This window comes from Morganella sp. BCCO 40_0007, assembly GCF_032989665.1.
Lineage (GTDB): Bacteria > Pseudomonadota > Gammaproteobacteria > Enterobacterales > Enterobacteriaceae > Morganella > Morganella sibonii.
This window is the reverse complement of record NZ_JAVBIN010000012.1, coordinates 64,760-83,813: the sequence shown is the minus strand read 5'-3', so window position 1 is coordinate 83,813 and position 19,054 is coordinate 64,760. Positions and strand designations below refer to the sequence as shown.

Below are 19,054 nucleotides of genomic sequence, written 5' to 3'. Positions count from 1 at the left end.
TCTTAACGCGGCATGTGCTCTGCCATTGCGGCGAGCACATCATCCGCACTGACCGATGACAATTCCCCGTCTTTTGCTGTCAGGGCAAACTGTCCTTTACCGTAACCGCCGATAAGCCCCGGATCAGTCGGGCCGTACAGGGTGATATTGGGTTTATCCAGTGCCGCTGTCAGGTGGCTCAGTCCGGTATCCACTGAAATCACGCCCTCTGCACCGGCAATTTCTGCCGCCACATCTGCCAGTGATAATTTTGGTAACACATGCACATGTGTAAATCCGGCAGCCAGACGCTGCGCCCGCTCCTGTTCATGCGGTGCACCCCACGGCAGGCGGATATGCAGATCCGTGTCCGCCAGCTGTGCAAACAGCGCCCGCCAGTGTGACTCCGGCCAGTGTTTGGCATCGCGGGTGGTGGCGTGCAGGCAGACCAGATACGGCGCGGTATCTGACGGTGTGGTGCGGTTATTCAGAAAATGGGCGGCAATCGCGTAATCGCCCGGTATCTGCGGTTTTTCATAACCGAGACTCAGGGCAAAAAGCTGGCGGATGCGCTCAACGGCATGCTGTGTCTTACTGACAGCGTGTTTTTCATCATAGAAAAAACTCGCCAGCGGCTCGCGGATACTGTGCCGGTCATAGCCGTGCTTGCGGCCGTGAGCCAGCCGCGTGACCAGCAGTGCGCTTTTAATCAGTCCCTGTGCATCAATCACAGCATCATAAGTCTGCGACTGAACAGCTTCGCGGAACTGACGGCGCTCATTGCGGATATCGCGGCGGAACCAGTTTTTCCGCCAGCGGCGGATAGCGACCGGAATGACGCGATCAACCGCAGAGTGCCAGCCCGGGATCTGGGCGAAGCCCTCTTCAACCACCCAGTCAAAGGTGATATCCGGGAATACCTGCACGGCGTCAGTCAGTGCGGGCAGGGTATGCAGCACATCGCCCATCGATGAGGTTTTGACGATTAACACACGGCGCATGGCGGGGAACTCTTCAGCAAATCATCCAGTTCAGACAGAACACGTTCCGGCTGAATATCAATCAGGCTCTGGTGATAGCCCTCATGCGCATCCCCTTTACGGACTTTGTGATAACCGGTGATCAGGCGGATAACGCGGGCCTTATCTGACAGCGGCGGCGTGAAATCCGGGCTGCTCGGGCCGTATAAGGCGACCAGCGGGCGATCCAGTGCGGCGGCCACATGCATCAGACCTGAATCGTTGGTGATAATGGCATGACAACCGGCAATCAGGTTTACCGCCTGTTCCAGCGAGGTTTTTCCGGCCAGATTCAGGCAGTTTTCACGCTGCTCATCACTGAGCATGGCGAGAATATCCTCTCCGGCGGCGTGATCTTTTTCCGAGCCGAACAGGATTATCTGAAAATCACGCTCATCAATCAGTTTCTTCGCTAATTCACCGTAGTGATAATGTGGCCAGCGTTTGGCCGGGCCAAACTCAGCCCCCGGACAAAAACCGATGACCGGGCGGTGATCGCTGATATTAAACGCCGCCATACTCTCGGCGATATCCTCATCCCGCACCACCAGCTTCGGCCACAACAGAGGCTGCGGCAGGGCAGTGGCGGCAGGGACATCCGCTTTATCATACGCGAGGGCAACATAGCGCTGCACCATCAGCGGAAAAGCGGCTTTGTCGAGTTTCCGGTGATCGTTGAGCAGACCATAACGCATCTCGCCCAGCCAGCCGGTGCGCACCGGGATCTTCGCAAAAAACGGCACCAGAGCCGATTTTAACGAGTTCGGCAGCACATAAGCACGATCATACTTATTATCACGCAGGGAATGCCCCAGACGGCGGCGCTCGCCGAGAGCCAGCGCGCCGTGGCCGAGCGGCATGGCGATAGCTTCATCCACTTCCGGCATTTTTGCCAGCAGCGGACGGCACCACGCAGGTGCCATCACATCAATTGTTGCCTGCGGATAACGTGTTTTCAGGGTACGGTAAAGGCTTTGTGACATCATCATGTCACCGACCCACGACGGCCCGATCACCAGAATTTTCATGTGCGTTTAATTAATTTCCCTGATTTAACCAAGCCATATATTCACGAACACCTTCGGCGACCGTTTTGAATCCGCCCGGATAACCAGCGGCACGCAGATTGGTCAGGTCAGCCTGGGTATAAGCCTGATAACGGCCTTTCAGTTTTTCCGGGAACGGAATGTAATCGAGAGCACACTGGCGATCAGTGTGGAACCCGGTCACGGCATCGGCGACCGCCTGGAAAGATTCCGCACGGCCGGTGCCGCAGTTGAAAATACCGGATTTGGCATTTTTCCAGAACCACAGGTTCACATCCGCCACATCACCCACATAGATGAAATCGCGCAGGAAGTTTTCGCTGCCGGAGAATAATTTCGGGTTTTCGCCGTTTAAAATCTGATTATTCAGATGGAACGCGACACTCGCCATGCTGCCTTTATGGCCTTCACGCGGGCCGTACACATTGAAATAACGGAAACCGCAGATCTGAGATTCTGCTTCCGGCAGGATTTCGCGGACATACTGATCAAACAGGAATTTTGAGTAACCATACACGTTCAATGGTTTTTCGTACTGCCGATCTTCAATAAAGTTATCGCTGCGTCCGCCGTAGGTGGCGGCAGAAGAGGCATACAGGAACGGGATCCGGCGATCCAGACAATAATGCAGCAGTTCTTTGGAGTACTGATAGTTATTATCCATCATGTACTTGCCGTCCCACTCGGTCGTGGAAGAACAGGCACCTTCATGGAAAACCGCCTCGACATCCCCGAAATCATCCCCGGCCACAATACCGGCGATAAAATCTTCTTTATCCATGTAATCGGCGATATTCAGATCCACCAGATTGACAAACTTGGTACCGTCTTTCAGGTTATCCACGACTAAAATATCCGTGTAGCCGTCATCATTCAGTGCTTTTACAATATTGCTGCCGATAAATCCGGCGCCGCCGGTGACAATAATCATCACGCATTCCTCTGTTCGGTTCATTTAAGAAAATGAAAAAATCACTGTTTTCATCATAGCATTGATGGGGGTCTGACGTGGATGAAAAAATTGCGGCGGCAGGAAGATCCCTCGTGTCATCAGGTTGTTTTCCGCCGGTGATCTGTTATACCGTGGATATTATTTATTATGTTATCCGGCCGGACAGTGTCTCCGGATTTTAAAGGAATATGCATGAACCCGACCACTGTTTTCCGGTTACCGCTATTATTTGTACTGGCCTATGCACTTATTCTGAGTGGTTCGCTGATCCTGGTCTCTTACCCGGATATCAGTGTCCGCTATCCGGAATTATCATTAGCGGCCTATTTGTCAAAAGTATTTGCTTTTCAGCTGATTCAGCTGACCGGGCTTTTTACTCTGACATCATTATTTTTTTATCATTACCGGATAACACAACTGAATCGTAAAACCGTTCTGGCCGTTATCGGTCTTACTCTCTTTCTGTATACAGCAAACATGATCCTCGGCAGCCTCAAAGCGGAATGGCTCAGTCATCTGATGGCGAAAATGATTGCGGAGAAAGCGGAGTTTGCGGACGTTATTCTGCTGGTCAAAACCGCAGATATTGGTCTGTACCTGATCTCATTTGTATTACTGGGTATCGCAACCCGTCTGGTGGCGAAATATTATCTTAAAGTCAGCCATCCTGCGGTTATTCCGGACGGAAAAACGCCGGATATTTACGCACTGTTGTTCAGTTGCGGGATGGTGTATCTGATGTGGATGATCACGTTATTTCTGACGGCGGTGATAACTCCGTATCTCCCCGGCGGCATACCGGCGCCGCTGTCTGATAATGTGTATACCACCGCAGCAGGTTTACTGATTTCGTGCGGCATTATTTTTATTGTTGTTCGTCATAAATTCCCGGTGGCAGGCGGAATAGTGCAGATCAGGCCGCTGGTCATTTCCGTTCTGCTCAGTACCGTGCTCAGTTTTCTGGCGATGGTGGCTGTCACGGCCGGTACTATTTATATGGTATTAGTCACCGATAATTTCCGGCACTTCGGGGAGACCGGGTTATGGACTATAACGGCGGTCTGTGTCGTGCTGACACTGTGGATAAGCCGTGCTGTCACCGGTGTGATGTTCCGCCGGTAACAGGCTGATATAAAAAGGAGTGATACATGCAGGGAGAATCATCCGCGGATAACACGTCATTTTTCCGCCTGCCGCTGTTATTTGTGCTGGTCTGGCTGGGGGCAGGATACCTCTGGGTATATGTTATTCTGCCGAAATTGCTGACGGGGTATGTCTTTTATTATCTCTGGCCGCTGATTCAGCTTAACAGCATCACGGAGTGGATTGTGTACAGTCCGCTGTTCTTTGTGGTGACGTCATTTGTTTTCCTGCAGCGGCATTTCAGCCGGGCAGATTCCGGGGCGGTTATCCGCGTCATTATTATGGCGGTTATCTGTTTTGTCCTGATTGAAGCCGCCGGTTTTCTGCAGCTGATGATGACATTACCCGGTATGGAAAAGAGGCCGCACTTTTCCTCTCCGCCGGTACTGATGATGACACTGCACTGGTTTTTAAAATTGCTGGTGGCGGTTGCCGTTGTATGGCTGACGACGTGGCTGATGACCAGAGCATGCAGTAAAAATACCCCGGCATCCCGGCTGACACCGCAGAATCACCGTCTGGTGAACAGTGTATTACTGGTGATACCGATGCTGATCATTTATTTTCTGACGTCATTCCTGATTTTTATAACCGCGGCGGACAGCTCGTCCCGTGAGGGGATCATACAGTTCGTGTTTATTCTGTTTACCTCCGGGTTCACGGACTTATTGCTGCAACTGCTGATCATGGCTTCTGTTCTGATTGCGATACTGTACAGTGCCTTCGGATACAGCGGGGAACAGCTGCGGGTAAAACGACTGTTGCTGACAGCTGTGGCCGGTGCACTGGTGATCGGTCTGGTATATTACGGGCTGATTTTTATCTCGTTTTATTTTACCGGCGGTAATACTTACGGTAATCCGGACGCAACGGAAGGCTCAGTTACCGCTTCCCGCTATCTGGGCCTTGTGATCGCCGGGTTTATTCTGCGGATGATGGTGAAAAAACTGTTCCGGGAAATACCGGCATCGGAACCGATGTCGAATTAATTACCGGTGTTCTGCTCTTTATTTATTTCCGCTGCTTTTTCCGCAGCCTTCAGGTCAGTGCTGACTGACTCTTTTGCCGCAGGCGGTGTTACATCCGGCTGCGGCAGCGCCATACGGATGGAAGACAGGACTTCTGCCACGTTACCGTTCAGTTGATCTCTCATAACGGCTTCGGCCAGCAGATTGATATAGCGGACGTAAAACTCCCCGCCGATTTCCGCTTGACCCGCGCACTGCTCTGTCATTGGTGTCAGCCACGGTTTTTCCTGCTCTGCGGGTTTAACCGGCACGACCGGTTTTTCCGGCTGTGGTTTCACGGAGGACGGCTTACCGGCATGTGTCAGCATATACCCCGGAGACACCAGCTGAATATCCGGCGGCAGTTGCGGGATAAGCTTATGCAGGGCGCGGACCGTTGACGGATGCGGGTGCCCGATGGCGATCACCGAACCCTGCTTGCGGGCAAGCGCAACAGCGCGGTTCAGTTGTTTGCGGGTTTCTTCTTCTGTCTGCACGTTATCCAGAAAAACCTGGCGACGCAGCACGCGAACCGGTGTTCCCTGTGCGGCCTGTGTGACTTTGGTGCTGCCGATGGTCACACTGTCGAGAAAGTAAAAACCGGAGCCGGAAAGCGACGTCATCACATGCTGCATGGCGGTCAGATCAGAGGTCATCGCACTGCCCATATGGTTATTCATCCCGGTGGCATACGGCACCCGGGCAATTGCGGCTTTAATCAGGGTATCAATTTCTGCGGCACTCATGGACGGGCGCAGGGTATCGCGTTCCAGCGGTTGTTTGCTGATCGGAGCCATCGGCATATGGATCAGAATTTCACGGCCCTGGCGGTGTGCTTTCTCCGCCATCTCTTTGCCGAACGGGGAGTTTGGCAGAATAGCGATCGAGACCTGCGGCGGCAGTTCCAGGATACGGTTATCATCCTGTTTGCGGTAACCGAAATCATCGATCACAATGGCGAGCTGTGCAGCCGCGGCAGAAAACGTTATCAGTGACGAAGTGATAAAAATTAACGAAGTCAGTAAGATATTTTGGGTTTTCTGCCGGTAAGTCACTGTGTGCTATCTCCCCAGCCAGGGCTGCGGGTTAACCGTCCGTCCCTGGCGCCGGATTTCAAAATAGAGGCCCGGTCTTTCCTGACCTCCGCTGTTGCCCACCAGTGCAACCGGCTGACCGGCTTTCACCTGATCACCCACATTCACCAGTGCGCTCTGGTTATATCCGTAAAGGCTCATATCCCCTTTACCATGCTCAACCACCACAACCAGACCATATCCCTGCAGCCAGTCAGCGAGCAGGACACGGCCATCGGCCACGGCTTTTACCTGTGTGCCTTCCGGTGCGCCGATCACCATACCTTTCCAGCGCAGCTCACCGGAGATGCTGTCACCGAACCGGTGCAGCAGCGGACCGCGAACCGGCCAGATCGCCTGACCGGCAGGGCGGCCCAGTCCCCCGGTACGGGACATCAGCGAGCGCTCGTCCTGTGTCGGCGTATAGGTGGAGCCTTTTTTCTTCGCCTGCGCCTGTTTTTCACGGATACGGGCGGCTTCACGGGCTTCGCGTTCCGCACGGGCTTTGGCCTCGCGCTCCGCTTTGGCTATCTTGTTACGCAGCTGGCTTTCGTTTTCCCGCATCACCAGCAAATCTTTCTGATCAGCTTTCAGTGAGCGCTCCAGCTCGGTCAGCGTGGATTTCCGCGCAATCCGGGCACTGTCCAGTTTTTTCTTTTCTGTCTGCTGCTTACCGAGCAGATTTTTCTGCTCTGCACGTTTCTGCTGCTCAGTCTGACGGCGGGCGTGCAACTGCTGAGTGGTCTCTTCCAGCTCCGCGATGGTTTTTTCCCGCGCAGCGCCGATATAGGTGTAATAGGCAAGGATACGCTCATCGCGCTGGCCTTCCTCACCTTTGAAAATCAGTTCAACACCCTGATGACGTCCCTGACGGAATGCGGCATCGAGTTGTTTTGACAGGAGTTCACGCTGGGCTTTCTGCTTCGAATCCAGCTGTTTGATTTCCGTGCTCAGCGTCGCGATTTCATTCTCGAGCTGTTTCAGGGTTTTCTGAGTGGAATAGAGTTCACGACCGGCAGCGGCGATATCTTTTTCCTGATTTTTCAGCTGGGTTAACAGACTGGCGCGTTTTCCCTGCTGCTCTTTGACGCTTTTTTCCTTCTCCGCAATATTCAGCTGGAGATTTTTCAGTTCATTTTTGCTGGCATCCGCAGTGGTTGTATTGGCGGCAGAAACAGCAAAAGAGACCGGTAACAGCAGTGCTGCCAGCAATGTGCGGACACCGGGAGATACCCGGCGTGAATGTGTGCGGAAAACGTGCTTATGCGCCAATTTATCTGACCCTGCCGTTGCGCCAAAGAAACGATCGTATTTAACTATTCTAAACTACAATTATTCCATGCCATTTAAAGCGTTACCAGTCCTGTTATCCGGGATTTACACTTCGGGACAATCCGGCGGCGGAGATTCACGGTGAATTTGTTGCGTTTGTTTTTTACCTTAACCGTGAATCAATGGTAAATTAACCCCTCTGTCTGACGGAAAAATGAATTTTCGCGGCATACGCCGCAAAATTATGATGAAAACAGCCGTAACCCGGGCAAGACCGGCTGTATTTGAACCGGCACACAGGTATACTTCTGCCCTTTGATCTTTGTTATTAACCAACGGGAGTTATTGTCCCCCATGCTGCAAGAAATTATGCCATTTGTCAGTAAGCACCCTATTATCAGCCTTGTCTGGGTTGCATTACTGATTTCAGTCATCGTACTGACTGTTAAAGGACTGTTTTCAAAAGTGAAAACGATTCCGCGTTCCACGGCTATCGCACTGATGAATAAAGAAGAAGCGATTGTTGTGGATACCCGTACCCGGGACGATTTCCGCCGTGGTCATATCATTGACGCGGTCAATCTGACACCGTCAGAAATTAAAGACAACAATCTCGGTGAAGTGGAAAAGCACAAAAACCGTCCTGTTATCCTGGTTTCCGCCAACGGTATGGAACTGGTTAAACCGGCCGAAAGCCTGCTCAAAGCGGGTTTTGAACGTGTATTTGTGCTGAAAGACGGCCTCTCCGGCTGGACCGGTGATAACCTGCCGCTTTCCCGCAGCAAAAAGTAATCCGGCAAAGGATGATTGGAACATCCCCTTTGTAACTCACACTCTTTATATGGATATCAAAAGGTAACACTATGTCAGAACAACAAAACACAGAAATGTCTTTCAACATTCAGCGCGTTTACACCAAAGATATTTCTTTTGAAGCGCCGAATGCACCTGCCGTTTTCCAGCAGGAGTGGCAGCCGGAAGTGAAGATGGATCTGGACACCGGTTCAACCAAACTGGCAGATGACGTTTATGAAATCGTTCTGCGCGTCACTGTGACCGCGACCATGGGCGAAGAAACCGCATTTCTGTGTGAAGTTCAGCAGGCCGGTATTTTCACCATCGGTGGTCTGGAAGGAACCCAGCTGGCACACTGCCTGGGTGCATACTGCCCGAATATCCTGTTCCCGTATGCCCGTGAGTGCATCGCCGGTCTGGTCGGCCGTGGTACATTCCCGCAGCTGAACCTGGCACCGGTTAACTTCGATGCATTGTTCATGAACTATCTGCAGCAGCAGGAACAACAGCAGGCTGCGCAGGAAGATACACAGGAAGCATAATGACAGACGCTTCTATGACTGTACTCGGTGCCGGTTCATACGGCACCGCTTTAGCGATCACACTGGCCCGTAACGGGCACCGTGTGGTGCTGTGGGGACATGACCCGGAACATATCCGTCAGCTTGAAGCGGATCGCGCCAACCAGGCATTTCTGCCGGATGTACCGTTCCCGGATACCCTGATCCCTGAAGCTTCCCTTGAAAAAGCCCTCGCGGCCAGCCGTAATATCCTGCTGGTGGTACCGAGCCATGTGTTCGGGGACGTGCTTAAACGCGTCAAACCACTGCTGCGGCCTGATGCCCGGATTATCTGGGCGACCAAAGGTCTGGAAGCGGAAACCGGGCGTCTGCTGGGCGAAGTGGTGCGTGAAGTCCTCGGGGATAACATTCCGCTGGCCATGATTTCCGGCCCCTCTTTTGCCAAAGAGCTGGCTGCCGGCCTGCCGACGGCGATTGCTGTCGCGGCGACAGAACCTGCCTTTGCGGATGAGGTTCAGCAGCTTTTCCACTGCGGCAAAAGCTTCCGTGTCTATAAAAACCCGGATTTTATCGGGATCCAGCTTGGTGGTGCCGTGAAAAACGTCATTGCGATTGGGGCGGGGATCTCTGACGGAATGGGGTTTGGTGCCAATGCGCGAACCGCGCTTATCACCCGGGGGCTGGCAGAAATGACCCGCCTGGGCGTGGCATTAGGCGCAGATCCGTCTACCTTTATGGGAATGGCCGGTCTGGGTGACCTGGTGCTGACCTGTACCGACAACCAGTCCCGTAACCGCCGCTTCGGCATGATGATGGGGCAGGGCGTGAGTGTTGATGAAGCACAGGAACGCATCGGCCAGGTCGTGGAAGGATACCGTAATACTAAAGAAGTCCGTGCGCTGGCAGAGCGTGCAGGTGTGGAAATGCCTATCACCGAGCAAATCTATCAAATACTCTACTGCAATAAAGATGTGCTCGAAGCTGCCCGTGCCCTGTTGGGGCGTGCCACCAAAGAAGAAGGTGAGCACTTTTAATCCCGTTTTTTATCCGAAGTCTGTGAGGTAATTATGTCCTACGAAGAACTGGAAGAAGTCTGGAGCTATATAAAGCAGGAAGCACGGGACTTTGCTGATTGCGAGCCGATGCTGGCCAGTTTTTTCCATGCGACATTACTCAAGCATGAAAACCTGGGCAGCGCGCTCAGTTTCATGCTGGCCAATAAACTGGCAACCCCGACCATGCCGGCGATTTCTGTCCGTGAAGTGGTGGAAGATGCCTATCACAACGATCCGCAGATGATTAAATCTGCCGCAATGGATATCAAAGCCGTTCGCCTGCGCGACCCGGCAGTAGATAAATACTCCACACCACTGCTCTATCTGAAAGGTTTTCATGCCTTACAGGCTTACCGCATCGCCAACTGGCTGTGGAATCAGAACCGTCGTGCGCTGGCAACGTATCTCCAGAACCAGGTTTCAGTAACATTTGGTGTGGATATCCATCCGGCTGCAAAAATCGGCCACGGTATTATGTTTGACCACGCAACCGGCATTGTCATCGGTGAAACGGCAGTAGTGGAAAACGATGTCTCCATCCTGCAATCCGTTACCCTCGGCGGTACCGGCAAAACCGGCGGCGATCGCCACCCGAAAGTCCGCGAAGGCGTGATGATCGGCGCAGGTGCCAAAATCCTCGGTAATATCGAAATCGGACGCGGTGCCAAAATCGGCGCTGGCTCCGTGGTTCTGCACCCGGTTCCGGCACACACCACCGTTGCAGGCGTACCGGCAAAGATAGTCGGCAAACCGGGCTGCGAAAAACCCTCTCTGGATATGGATCAGCACTTTAACGGGTGTGAGGGGATTTAGTTTCCTGATTCAGCAGCCAAAAGTAAAAAAGACAGCCAAGGCTGTCTTTTTTATATATGAAATACAGAACACATTAATCCCGCAATAACGCCCCTGCATAATCCAACTGCCGCCAGGCTTCAAATACAATCACGGCGACCGTATTGGATAAATTCATACTGCGGCTGTCCGGCAGCATCGGCACCCGGATTTTCTGATCAACCGGCATATTATCCAGCACATAAGGCGGCAACCCGCGGGTTTCCGGCCCGAACAGCAGATAATCTCCGGCCTGATAGCTGACGTTACTGTGTCGTGGTGTGCCTTTGGTCGTCAGTGCAAACACCCGGTTGCCGGTCGGCGACTGCGCATTATCAGAACTCAGCCCCTCGCTTTCCAAAAAAGCATGATAATCATGGTGATGTTTGATATCCGCAAATTCACTGTAATCCAGCCCGGCCCGGCGCAACCGCTTATCATCCCAGGTAAACCCCAGCGGATGAATCAGATGCAGCCGAAAGCCGGTATTGGCACATAGCCGGATTATATTGCCGGTATTTGGTGGTATTTCTGGTTCAAATAAGACGATGTTGAGCATATTACCCCTCTCTTAAGGGGCAATAGTTTATCAAATAAAACATGGTGTTATAATATTATTTCTTAAATTCGTGGCGAACAGTATTAGCAATTCCCTGCTCCAGGCTTACCGGAGCAACAAATCCGGTATCAGCAATAAAATCAGATTTAAACTGAGTACGGGCACAGAATTTTTTAATACGAATACTACTTATCGGGAATTCCTTGCCAGTGACTTTTGCCAGGATATCAAAACAGTAACCACCAAGCAGGCCAACACTGTATGGTACATGGATATTAGACTTATGCTTATCCATTGCCTTACAGATAATATCGGTCAGATCTTCCATATTAAAATCAGGTTTATCGACATAGTTAAATACATGACGGCCTGAATTAAATGTGGTGGAAAACTTTAAGAATGCAGCAATATTTTCAACATAAGCCATCGATTTTTGGTTTTTACCACCACCAATCATCAGGAAGCGACCGGATGCAATCTGGCGGAATAAATTATAGACATTGCCACGGTTATTCTCACCAAATACAACGGTAGGGCGGATAGTTACCAGTGTGCGCACTGAATCTTCTGCTTGCCAGGCATCATAGACATGTTCAGCTGCTAATTTGGATTTACCGTAATCATTGAATGGCTCATATGCACCATCTTCACCGGTTTCTTTTTCAACAAAACCGTAAACAGCCACAGAGGATGTAAAGACGATGTGTTTGATTCCAAGCTGGGCAGCGACATCACATACATGCTTAGCACCATCAACATTCACATCATAGTAAAGACTGATAGGATGCACATTATCTTTGTGCTTTGCAGCCAGATTGATAATAACATCTGAACCCGCTAATGGCTCAACCAGAGAATCCGGTTTAGTTACATCCCCAAATTCCCAATGATCAGGAAATGCAGTACTTTTCTCAATATCAACGATCTTGAACGGGATATTGTCTTTTTGTAATTGTGTGGACAGGCGAGTACCAATGAAGCCTGAGCCGCCGATAATTGTAAGCATGAATAGCTATCCTTGAATTAGTTTTATATAATCATCAGCTACAGTTTTGATATCAAATTCATATCTAAAGTTTTGTGCAGCATCATAATAATTAGAGTAGTGAGAAGATATTTGCGTTAATGCTGATGTAATACTGTTTGTATTATTTTCAACAAGTAAGCCATTAGTTTGATTACTTAATGAATATATTAATTCAGAACAACCGCCCACATCACTTAAAACTAGTGGCAAACCTGCTGAACCTGCTTCAATAGCAGACATCGGCAGTCCTTCACTATCAGAGCAAAGAACAAAAATATCAAAATCACAGTAAGAATTAAAATTATTTATTTCACCAAGAAAAAATATATTTTTGTCGTAACCCTGACTAAGCGATTTGAGATCTTTAATTAAAGGGCCATCTCCCACAAGGTAAAAATCAATATTAGGGAGTTTTTTTGCAGCTTCTATAAATAAATCTGCTCTTTTAGGATGTGTCATTCTGCCGACAAATAGCGCCTTCAGTCGGGGGTTTGTTTTTTCTTTTTTAGGGAGTGGCGTTATTTTATTTTTAATAACTGTTATTTTTTCTTCTTTTATACCAATAATTTCAAGAGCATTTTTTTTATCTCGCTCAGAGACGCATAATATAGTGTTAGATAAATATGATAATATTTTTTCTACCCAGCAAAATAATCGTTGAGAACGACCGCCATTGTAAATACATGACCAACCATGAGATACATATATATGTTTGTGTGGCTTTAAAATTTTAGCTAATCTAGAGTATAAACCAGCATTAGCGGAATTTGAAATGACAACATCAATATTATTATCTTTCAAAACTGCTGCTATCTTCATTACAGTTAATGGTTTTTTTATACTAGATATGCTGGAAATAATGTATGTCTTATTTTTAGGAAAATTAGTAGTCAGCCATCCAGATTCTGATGTGATCAGATAAATATCAAAGTATGAATTTAATATAGAATATAGTTCCATAACCCATGTTTGGGCTCCGCCTATTTCTGATTTAGTAATTACAATAGCAATTTTTTTCTTCATTTTATCGTGGAGTAATTTTAATGTTGTGATATCAGTGGGTAATTAAATAATAAATATTATAATTTCATGGTTGTATTTTAGTGGGCTTTTTATACGAGTAATGTAATTATTGTTACAGGTTTTTTTTCTGGGAATAGATATTATCCCACTCATTTGCAACCTTATTTAAATCAAAATTTTTATATGTGTATTCAAGTGCTTTTTTATTATTTTCTTTGATGGTGGGGCTGGGCATTTTTATTGCTTTCAGAATTCCGTCCGCTAATGCTTTGCTATTTTTAGGAGGAACAATAATACCTGTTTCTCCCATAATTTCTCTACTTCCACCACAATCTGTTGCTATAACAAATAATTGGGATGCTTGCGCTTCAATTAATACAGTCGGTAAGCCTTCGTGTGATGAGGATAGAATAAAAAAATCAGATTTATGCATTAATTGTGAAATATCACTCCTAGCACCTAAAAGACTAACAAATTTTGATATTTTTAGGTCAATAATAGATTTTTCAATTAATGAATATAAGTCGCCATCACCAACAATATTAAAGTGAATGTTTTCATGTTGTTCTGAAACTATTTTTATAGCATTTAATAAATTGAAGTAATCTTTCTGGGCATTAAGCCTTCCGACAGAAAGGAATTGTATATAATCAAGGTTATTATCAGATTGTTCTTTTTTGGAGAACAACTCTAAATCAATTCCATTATAAACTGTTTTTAAATTTTTATGGGTAAACGCACCTTTATTAATCAAAGACAAAGATGCTTCTTGGCTGACATTAGTATTAAGGTCTGATAGACAGTTCGTGTATTTATATGCAAGCATTCGTAATTTTCCTCCTTCATTTGTATTATGAGCAGTACAAATAAGTTTGGGGATATTACAGAATAGACGACTTATTCGGGAAAAAATATTTGCATGTACCATATGTGCATGAACAACGTCTGGTCGGTAACTCTTAATTAGAGCTCTATAATTTTTTATAGCACTGAGAATATTAGTAGGTTTTTCTAATCCTAAATATACTAATTCGATATTTGAGTGTTTAGGAGATACAAAAACTTTCCCTTTCAAATAAGCTATTTTTACATTATGGCCTTTCAGATACATTTGATCTGCAAGATTTGCTACAACCTTTTCGGCACCGCCGAGACCTAACCCCGTAATTAAATAGAGAATATTCATATTATATTTTTCTTAAAAAAAGCCATATCATAATGGTTAAAATGAACCCTGACGAGTAAATGAAGTTATTAAAGTTAGTAGATAGTGATACCATAAAAATACTAGAATAAGAATAAACTGCTAATATGGCCGGTGTTTTTGGAGATCGCATGACATATAGAACACAAAAGTAAATAACAGTAGCACACCATATTGGTGCAAATATTATTCCGAAGATTCCAAAATTAGCCCATGCACCTTGAATGATAAAGCTATTAGTATTGCGCCATAAATTGTTATCATATTGATATGGAAAATAATAAGAAACAAGCTCTTCAGAAGCTGGCATTGTTACATTATTTCCAAGCAATGCATCTAGTCGGAAAAAAACTTCATGGAAATACTTAAAAGGAGCATTTGTACCATAATATTCCATTGATAAATAGGAACCGGATATTTGCGATATAAATACCCTATTGGCCAAAGATATAACAGCATCATTTATACCATTATTATAAAAAAATGTTATCATAAATAGAAGTAGGAGAGTTGACATTATCAGGAATGCTGCAACTTTCTTTTTATTTATGACGAAATTTTTGTTTGTTATATTTACAGTAAAGATAATCGCCATTATAAAAAATAAAACTGGGGCTTTTTCTGTACTATAGGATAAAATAAATACGGCATTAAGGAGGCTAATCAGCAAGATATAAATTGGTATTTTTTTTATTGAATTTAATGCTAATAGATAAAGAAAGAATATTGGAAGAAAATACACTAGTAACCGTCTGAAAACATATATTTCTCTAGGTAAATCAAAGGCTGATTTTAATCTATATTCCATAATGGTATCACCCCCTGAACCTATGTGGAATATAGGAACTACGGGAAGTAAATAAATAAAAAGGAATAAAGAAATTGTACTTAATAGCGTCAGGATTTTAATTTTATTCAAGGTGTGTTTTTGGTTATGCACTACCTCTTTTTCATGAAATTGAACTATTTTCTTTTTTAATTTTTGGTGAAAGAGTGTATCCAAAATCAGCATTGTAATAGGGAATGCTATAATGCACCACATAATTGCGAGTAGTGTATCTAGTATAGTATTTTCAGATACTGGTTGAAGGGCCAATTCAAACCTAATACCAAATAATATGGCGATAGTGCCTGGAACAATAAAAATAAAGAAATGCAAAATATATTGGTAAGATATAAAGTTTAAATACTTAAAATTTAAAATGGTTACCTTAGATAAAAAGTAAAACCCTAAGCAAGATAATGAGATTAACGTTAATGATAAAATTAAATAAAGAATCATATTATTTTAATCCATACTTGGCTAGATATCTTAAAGATTTAATCCTAAAAAAATTAATGGGATTATAACTTAAATACTTTTTATAGTAAGAGAAAGACTCTTGTTTATTAGAGGATACATTGTCGTTAGCGGCAACCAAGTAAGCGCACGCTTTGGCATAATTAAAATCTTTATGGTGCTTGAAATGATTTAGAACATCTAGACGGGCATTCATCATTTCTTTAAATTGCTTTGATGTATTATTTGTATGTTGTCGATATAATGCCAAGTTATGGTTTATATAATCTAAAGTCCCACCCTTTTCAACTAACTTTAACCACATATACCAATCTTCAATTTTTATATTTGAGTCATATGAGTGTTTTTTTAGTTCTATCGCCCTGCACATATTAGTTGGTGCAGGTAGATAGCAATTATGAAGTAATATATCTGTAAATTTGAATTTTTTAGATCTATGACTTATACATTTTATACTGCGTGAAGACTCATCAATTAAGGTTATATTACCAAAGACCCCAATGCACTGATGATTGTGATTTAAATAATTTACTTGAAGGCTTATTTTATTATTTACCCATATATCATCTGAGGCAAGGCTACATATATATTTTCCTTGAGTCCACTCAAGAGCTTCATTCAAAGTACTACATAAACCTTTATTTTCTCTATGCCGAAATTCGAATTTTGTAAAACGTGTTTCACATATGCTTATCATTTCTTCAATTTTATATATGGAATTATCTTTTGAGCCATCATCAATAATTATTAGTTCTAGGTTTTGATAATCCTGCTCAATTACACTTTGGATACATTCTTGAACAAATAGTTCATGATTATAACAAGGGATGATAACAGAAACCAAAGGGTATTCATCATTCATATTTTATTCTCTGAGAATTTAATGTTCTAAAAATAAATTTTGCCATGACAGCCCAATAAAGAGCATAGTTAACCATATAAGCTATTGATACACCTTCAAAACCAAAAAAGGTATTTCCTAAAACCGTCAATAAAATTGAATTTAATGCAAAAACTATTTCTGTAATAATGAAAGTCTTAGTCATAGCTTTGCTAAGCATTAAATATGAAAGAATCCAGCTTCCTATTTTTAAAGAATCACCAATCATTTGCCAAAGAAAAAGTTTTTCCATGGGTAAAAAAGATTCGGAGAATAAAAGTTTAATAACAAAATCTCGTAATAGATATATAGTTAAACCAGTGCAGAGTGTTAGTGGTAAGATGAATTTGTAGCCACGATATACTTCTTTTTTTATTTTATCAATTTGTTGTAATTCAGCAAAGCGAGGGAGATAGTAAACTCCTAGTGTTGTAGTTACAAACATAAGATAAGCGGTACTTAAACGTGTCATAGCTTCCCAATATCCTGCATAATAGAGGTTATACTCACTCATAAGATAGTAACGAATAGTTATCTGAGATAAGGGTACGCATATAGCACTAACCAAAGCCATTAATACAAAAGATGATAGGTTTTTTGCAATTTTTTTATTAATCTTTCCAAATAGATAGTTAACCTTAAACCAAGATGATTTTAGGCAAAGGGTAAAAGTGACAATAAAAACAATTGACTGATAAATAGATAGTGCAATTAATGCACCATAAAGGTTATACTGAATAGCTAAAAAGCTAGTTATTATTAATGAAAATAAGCTACCTAAAATATTTGCAGTAATTAATTTTACAATCTCTTTCTTACCATTTAAAATAGCTAAGAAAAAAGCATTAAAATTAAAAAATATGAGAAATATTGCAAGCCAAATGAAAATCGATTGATATTCTGATGATTTGAAAATGTAGTTAGATAGAGGTGCTTTAAAAATAAGAATCAATATAGAGAAAATAATACTCAGAATGAAAATTAATGACCCTGCTGTTTGCCATATTAACTTTTGTTTTTTTGGTGAATCATAGTATTCCGCAGTGTATTTTATAATTCCAGTATTAATGGCACTGCCTGAAAAAGAGGTAACCATTTGAATAAAATTTTGAAATTGTCCAATGATGGTATATCCAGCTGGCCCTACATATATTGCTAGTATTTTATTAAGCACAAACATTGTTAACGTCTTAATAAGTACGGCAATGCCATTGAGAATACTAGTTTTAAATAGACCCATAATCGTTTTTATATTCCAAAAAGATTACAAGTATCTATTATTTTCATTAATTCATTTTCTGTCATAGTTGGTCCAATAGGAATACTTAATACTTCAGTATGAATTTTTTCTGTTATAGGTAATGATCGCGAGTTATATTGTGGATAAGCTTGCTGTTTATGTGGTGGTGTTGGGTAATGGATTAATGTTTGGATACCGCAATCCGAAAGATGTTTCTGTAATTTTTCCCGATGTTGGCAAGAAATAACAAACAAATGCCAAACATGTGTCTGTGTTTCCTCTCTATATATTTCAGGATTTACAGGTAATTTAATCAATGGGTTGCTAATATTATCAAGATATAATTGTGCTATGGATTGTCGAATCTGTGTTTCATGTGGAAGATATTTTAATTTAATATCCAGCATAGCTGCCTGAATTTCGTCTAAACGACTATTAACACCTTGATATAAATTTAAATATTTTTGGTGAGAGCCATAATTTTGTAATGCTAAAATTACATTAGCTAATTCATCATTATTAGTTGTAATCGCCCCAGCATCTCCTAATGCTCCAAGATTCTTCCCGGGATAAAAGCTAAAGCCAGCAGCGTGTCCCCAGTTCCCAGCTTTTTTTCCACCAATAGATGCACCATGGGATTGCGCGCAATCTTCAAGAACAAGCAGGTTAAATTCATCGGCTATTGCCATTATTTCTTGCATAGGTGAAATTTGGCCGTATAAATGTACTGGCAATATGGCTTTGGTTTTATTTGTAATTGCTTTTCTGATATTTTCCGTAGATAAATTGTATGTGTCTGGGTTTGGTTCAATAAAAACAGGTACTAAATCATTTTCAGTAATTGCTAATACTGAAGCAATATATGTATTAGCTTGTACGAGAACTTCATCACCTGGTTTAAGTTTATTTAGTTCTTTCCATGCTCTCAGTACTAAGGTTAATGCATCTAAGCCATTAGCAACACCAATACAATATTTAGTATCAATATATTTAGAAAAGTTATTCTCGAAGTTCTTTAATTCATTTCCCATGATATACCAGCCAGAATCGATTACACGGGAACATGCATTTTTTAATTCTGTTTCGTATTGTTTGTTAATGGATTGCAAGTCAAGGAATTTTATCATT

At 44.1% G+C, this 19,054-nt stretch carries 19 protein-coding genes; 6 read left to right on the top strand and 13 right to left on the bottom strand.

Annotation, left to right across the window (positions count from 1 at the left end; all coding sequences use genetic code 11):
- Positions 1-2: 2 nt before the first annotated feature.
- From rfaC to rfaD, 3 genes are read right to left on the bottom strand one after another with little or no spacing between them, the layout of a single operon-like run.
- Complete coding sequence (gene rfaC, locus R5268_RS15220) at positions 3-980, bottom strand: lipopolysaccharide heptosyltransferase RfaC (RefSeq protein ID WP_054425637.1); 978 nt, start codon at positions 978-980, stop codon at positions 3-5.
- On the bottom strand, positions 965-2,026 hold the full coding sequence (rfaF, locus tag R5268_RS15215) for an ADP-heptose--LPS heptosyltransferase RfaF (protein ID WP_112550554.1): 1,062 nt from the start codon (positions 2,024-2,026) through the stop codon (positions 965-967). Before rfaF ends, rfaC begins: the two co-directional genes overlap by 16 nt.
- A 10-nt stretch (positions 2,027-2,036) precedes the next feature.
- Positions 2,037-2,975, bottom strand: a complete 939-nt coding sequence (rfaD, locus tag R5268_RS15210) for an ADP-glyceromanno-heptose 6-epimerase (RefSeq protein ID WP_260249886.1) — start codon at positions 2,973-2,975, stop codon at positions 2,037-2,039.
- Positions 2,976-3,188: 213 nt separating this feature from the next.
- On the opposite strand from rfaD, the gene R5268_RS15205 reads away from it, so the two are divergent.
- Positions 3,189-4,118 carry a hypothetical protein gene (locus R5268_RS15205; protein WP_317419637.1) on the top strand — a complete coding sequence of 310 codons (930 nt, stop codon included), beginning with the start codon at positions 3,189-3,191 and terminating at the stop codon, positions 4,116-4,118.
- A gap of 26 nt (positions 4,119-4,144) precedes the next feature.
- On the top strand, positions 4,145-5,128 hold the full coding sequence (locus tag R5268_RS15200; protein WP_317419636.1) for a hypothetical protein: 984 nt from the start codon (positions 4,145-4,147) through the stop codon (positions 5,126-5,128).
- Here R5268_RS15200 and R5268_RS15195 read toward each other — a convergent pair.
- Together R5268_RS15195 and envC are read right to left on the bottom strand one after the other, a co-directional pair.
- A complete protein-coding gene (locus R5268_RS15195; RefSeq protein ID WP_410795840.1) occupies positions 5,125-6,201 on the bottom strand; it encodes a divergent polysaccharide deacetylase family protein in 1,077 nt (358 codons plus the stop codon). The genes R5268_RS15200 and R5268_RS15195 overlap by 4 nt on opposite strands.
- A gap of 6 nt (positions 6,202-6,207) precedes the next feature.
- The gene (gene envC / locus R5268_RS15190) at positions 6,208-7,491 is read right to left on the bottom strand and encodes a murein hydrolase activator EnvC (protein ID WP_410795839.1); all 1,284 of its coding nucleotides are present in this window, start codon (positions 7,489-7,491) and stop codon (positions 6,208-6,210) included.
- Between the two features lie 354 nt (positions 7,492-7,845).
- On the opposite strand from envC, the gene R5268_RS15185 reads away from it, so the two are divergent.
- The 4 genes from R5268_RS15185 to cysE all read left to right on the top strand — a co-directional run bounded on the left by R5268_RS15185 (position 7,846) and on the right by cysE (position 10,675).
- Positions 7,846-8,283: a rhodanese-like domain-containing protein gene (locus R5268_RS15185; protein ID WP_036413461.1), complete on the top strand. Its 438-nt coding sequence runs from the start codon at positions 7,846-7,848 to the stop codon at positions 8,281-8,283.
- A gap of 71 nt (positions 8,284-8,354) precedes the next feature.
- Positions 8,355-8,828 (top strand): protein-export chaperone SecB, encoded by a 474-nt coding sequence (gene secB, locus R5268_RS15180; protein ID WP_046892880.1) that lies wholly within the window; start codon positions 8,355-8,357, stop codon positions 8,826-8,828.
- Positions 8,828-9,841 (top strand): NAD(P)H-dependent glycerol-3-phosphate dehydrogenase, encoded by a 1,014-nt coding sequence (gene gpsA / locus R5268_RS15175; RefSeq protein WP_025152358.1) that lies wholly within the window; start codon positions 8,828-8,830, stop codon positions 9,839-9,841. Before secB ends, gpsA begins: the two co-directional genes overlap by 1 nt.
- A gap of 33 nt (positions 9,842-9,874) precedes the next feature.
- Positions 9,875-10,675, top strand: a complete 801-nt coding sequence (gene cysE / locus R5268_RS15170; RefSeq protein ID WP_046892881.1) for a serine O-acetyltransferase — start codon at positions 9,875-9,877, stop codon at positions 10,673-10,675.
- A gap of 73 nt (positions 10,676-10,748) precedes the next feature.
- Here cysE and trmL read toward each other — a convergent pair whose 3' ends face one another.
- The 8 genes from trmL to R5268_RS15130 all read right to left on the bottom strand — a co-directional run bounded on the left by trmL (position 10,749) and on the right by R5268_RS15130 (position 19,053).
- Positions 10,749-11,252, bottom strand: a complete 504-nt coding sequence (gene trmL / locus R5268_RS15165) for a tRNA (uridine(34)/cytosine(34)/5-carboxymethylaminomethyluridine(34)-2'-O)-methyltransferase TrmL (protein ID WP_214095746.1) — start codon at positions 11,250-11,252, stop codon at positions 10,749-10,751.
- A 55-nt stretch (positions 11,253-11,307) separates the two neighbouring features.
- The gene (locus R5268_RS15160; protein WP_317419635.1) at positions 11,308-12,258 is read right to left on the bottom strand and encodes an NAD-dependent epimerase/dehydratase family protein; all 951 of its coding nucleotides are present in this window, start codon (positions 12,256-12,258) and stop codon (positions 11,308-11,310) included.
- Between the two features lie 6 nt (positions 12,259-12,264).
- Entirely contained in the window at positions 12,265-13,302 is a 1,038-nt protein-coding gene (locus tag R5268_RS15155; RefSeq protein ID WP_317419634.1) for a glycosyltransferase, read from the bottom strand.
- A gap of 112 nt (positions 13,303-13,414) precedes the next feature.
- On the bottom strand, positions 13,415-14,488 hold the full coding sequence (locus R5268_RS15150) for a glycosyltransferase (RefSeq protein ID WP_317419633.1): 1,074 nt from the start codon (positions 14,486-14,488) through the stop codon (positions 13,415-13,417).
- A 1-nt stretch (position 14,489) separates the two neighbouring features.
- A complete protein-coding gene (locus R5268_RS15145) occupies positions 14,490-15,788 on the bottom strand; it encodes an O-antigen polymerase (RefSeq protein WP_317419632.1) in 1,299 nt (432 codons plus the stop codon).
- Between the two features lies 1 nt (position 15,789).
- Positions 15,790-16,668 (bottom strand): glycosyltransferase family 2 protein, encoded by an 879-nt coding sequence (locus tag R5268_RS15140; RefSeq protein ID WP_317419631.1) that lies wholly within the window; start codon positions 16,666-16,668, stop codon positions 15,790-15,792.
- Positions 16,661-17,926, bottom strand: a complete 1,266-nt coding sequence (locus tag R5268_RS15135) for an O-antigen translocase (RefSeq protein ID WP_317419630.1) — start codon at positions 17,924-17,926, stop codon at positions 16,661-16,663. The genes R5268_RS15140 and R5268_RS15135 overlap by 8 nt, the downstream gene beginning before the upstream one ends.
- Positions 17,927-17,934: 8 nt before the next feature.
- Positions 17,935-19,053 (bottom strand): DegT/DnrJ/EryC1/StrS family aminotransferase, encoded by a 1,119-nt coding sequence (locus R5268_RS15130; RefSeq protein WP_317419629.1) that lies wholly within the window; start codon positions 19,051-19,053, stop codon positions 17,935-17,937.
- Position 19,054 lies beyond the last annotated feature (1 nt).

Excerpts from the sequence above, each read along its gene's own strand:
- rfaC (WP_054425637.1), bottom strand. The coding sequence starts at position 980 with ATGCGCCGTGTGTTAATCGTCAAAACCTCATCGATGGGCGATGTGCTG.
- rfaF (WP_112550554.1), bottom strand. The coding sequence starts at position 2,026 with ATGAAAATTCTGGTGATCGGGCCGTCGTGGGTCGGTGACATGATGATG.
- rfaD (WP_260249886.1), bottom strand. The coding sequence starts at position 2,975 with ATGATTATTGTCACCGGCGGCGCCGGATTTATCGGCAGCAATATTGTA.
- R5268_RS15205 (WP_317419637.1), top strand. The coding sequence starts at position 3,189 with ATGAACCCGACCACTGTTTTCCGGTTACCGCTATTATTTGTACTGGCC.
- R5268_RS15200 (WP_317419636.1), top strand. The coding sequence starts at position 4,145 with ATGCAGGGAGAATCATCCGCGGATAACACGTCATTTTTCCGCCTGCCG.
- R5268_RS15185 (WP_036413461.1), top strand. The coding sequence starts at position 7,846 with ATGCTGCAAGAAATTATGCCATTTGTCAGTAAGCACCCTATTATCAGC.
- secB (WP_046892880.1), top strand. The coding sequence starts at position 8,355 with ATGTCAGAACAACAAAACACAGAAATGTCTTTCAACATTCAGCGCGTT.
- gpsA (WP_025152358.1), top strand. The coding sequence starts at position 8,828 with ATGACAGACGCTTCTATGACTGTACTCGGTGCCGGTTCATACGGCACC.
- cysE (WP_046892881.1), top strand. The coding sequence starts at position 9,875 with ATGTCCTACGAAGAACTGGAAGAAGTCTGGAGCTATATAAAGCAGGAA.
- trmL (WP_214095746.1), bottom strand. The coding sequence starts at position 11,252 with ATGCTCAACATCGTCTTATTTGAACCAGAAATACCACCAAATACCGGC.
- R5268_RS15160 (WP_317419635.1), bottom strand. The coding sequence starts at position 12,258 with ATGCTTACAATTATCGGCGGCTCAGGCTTCATTGGTACTCGCCTGTCC.
- R5268_RS15155 (WP_317419634.1), bottom strand. The coding sequence starts at position 13,302 with ATGAAGAAAAAAATTGCTATTGTAATTACTAAATCAGAAATAGGCGGA.
- R5268_RS15150 (WP_317419633.1), bottom strand. The coding sequence starts at position 14,488 with ATGAATATTCTCTATTTAATTACGGGGTTAGGTCTCGGCGGTGCCGAA.
- R5268_RS15145 (WP_317419632.1), bottom strand. The coding sequence starts at position 15,788 with ATGATTCTTTATTTAATTTTATCATTAACGTTAATCTCATTATCTTGC.
- R5268_RS15140 (WP_317419631.1), bottom strand. The coding sequence starts at position 16,668 with ATGAATGATGAATACCCTTTGGTTTCTGTTATCATCCCTTGTTATAAT.
- R5268_RS15135 (WP_317419630.1), bottom strand. The coding sequence starts at position 17,926 with ATGGGTCTATTTAAAACTAGTATTCTCAATGGCATTGCCGTACTTATT.
- R5268_RS15130 (WP_317419629.1), bottom strand. The coding sequence starts at position 19,053 with ATGATAAAATTCCTTGACTTGCAATCCATTAACAAACAATACGAAACA.